Annotated in this window: 1 protein-coding gene and 1 pseudogene; both read left to right on the forward strand. The window is 61.5% G+C overall.

Features of this window, described 5'->3' with window-relative positions; translation table 11 throughout:
* Nucleotides 1-1,202: DUF1522 domain-containing protein (locus tag C7G41_RS36860; RefSeq protein WP_146159915.1), on the forward strand; the 1,202-nt coding region annotated here is incomplete at its 5' end.
* 358 nt (nucleotides 1,203-1,560) lie between these two features.
* A pseudogene (locus C7G41_RS38715) lies at nucleotides 1,561-1,737 on the forward strand (flagellar protein); the annotation flags it as partial.

Raw genomic sequence — 1,737 nt, forward strand, 5'->3', positions numbered from 1 at the left:
ACGTCATCACCTTCAAGAACGCGCCGATCCCGGGTTCGACCGGTGCTCCGAGCGTTCCGAGCGGTTATGGTACGAGCGGTAACGTCCTCACTGACGGCAACGGCAACTCGACGGTCTATCTGCAGGCCGGCACGGTCAACGACGTGCTGAAGGCGATCGACCTTGCCACCGGCGTGCAGACCGCGACGGTCAACGCCAACGGCACCGCGACGCTTGCGACCGCCACGGGCCAGACCAACTCGTCGATCAACGCCTCGGGTCAGCTCAAGCTCTCGACCGGCGTCAATGCCGACCTGTCGATCACCGGTACAGGCAATGCGCTGAATGCGCTTGGCTTCGCCGGCAACACCGGGACCTCGACCGCGTTCACCGCGGCCCGCACCTCCGGCGTCGGTGGCCTCAGCGGCAAGACCTTGACTTTCTCCTCCTTCAACGGCGGCACGGCGGTCAATGTCACCTTCGGCGACGGCACCAGCGGCACGGTCAAGACGCTCGATCAGCTCAACACGAAGCTTCAGGCCAACAACCTGACGGCGACGATCGACGCCAACGGCCTGCTGACGGTCTCGACCACCAACGACTACGCGTCCTCGACCATCGGTTCGAGCGCCGCGGGTGGTGCGATCGGCGGCACGCTGACCTCGGCTCTGACGTTCTCGACGGCTTCCAGCCCCGTCCAGGATACGGTTGCCCAGACCTCGCGTTCGAACCTGGTGTCTCAGTACAACAACATCCTGAACCAGATCGACACGACCTCGCAGGACTCCTCGTTCAACGGCGTCAACCTCTTGAACGGCGACCAGCTCAAGCTGGTGTTCGACGAGACCGGCAAGTCGAACCTCAGCATCACGGGCGTGACCTACAACTCCAAGGGTCTCGGCCTCGCGGCGCTGACCAGCGGTGTCGACTTCATCGACAACTCCGCGACCAACAAGGTGCTGTCGAACCTGAACGCCGCGTCGAGCACGCTGCGTTCGGAAGCGTCGAGCCTCGGCTCGAACCTCTCGGTGGTGCAGGTGCGTCAGGACTTCAACAAGAGCCTGATCAACGTGCTGCAGACCGGTTCGTCGAACCTGACCCTGGCCGACACCAACACCGAGGCGGCCAACAGCCAGGCTCTGTCGACCCGCCAGTCGATCGCGGTCTCCGCGCTGTCGCTGGCCAACCAGTCGCAGCAGAGCGTGCTCCAGCTGCTCCGCTAACAAGCGGACGACATCGTAAGACGATTATTGCGGCGGGGCTTCGGCTCCGCCGCTTTCTTTTTGCAACGGCATCAGAGTGCCGCTCGACGAAGTGCAACGATGCATTCGGATGCAGCCGATTGCTTACTCTGAGTTATGGTTGACAAGTCGCAAACGCCGGGTCGTTGCGCGAAAAAGCATCATGCTATCATGACGATATGGACGAGCCTGAGATGGCTCCGATCGCTCTTATGGTGAATCCGCGCAAGGACTGGCGCGACACGCTTCATGCTTTGTTAGCCGTCTGTGTTCACCGTCCCGGACATCGATTAATCCTAATCGAAGTTTGTTGCGTTGCGTACCAGAAGGGTAACACTCAATGTCCGGTATTGTTCTCTCCTCGTCGGTTCGTCAGAACCTGCTCTCCCTCCAGTCCACCGCTGATCTTCTCGCCACCACTCAGAGCCGTCTGTCGACCGGCAAGAGCGTCAACTCGGCCCTGGACAATCCCACCAACTTCTTCACCGCACAGTCGCTCGACAACCGCGCCAGCGAC

Source organism: Bradyrhizobium sp. MOS002, assembly GCF_003020115.1.
Lineage (GTDB): Bacteria > Pseudomonadota > Alphaproteobacteria > Rhizobiales > Xanthobacteraceae > Bradyrhizobium.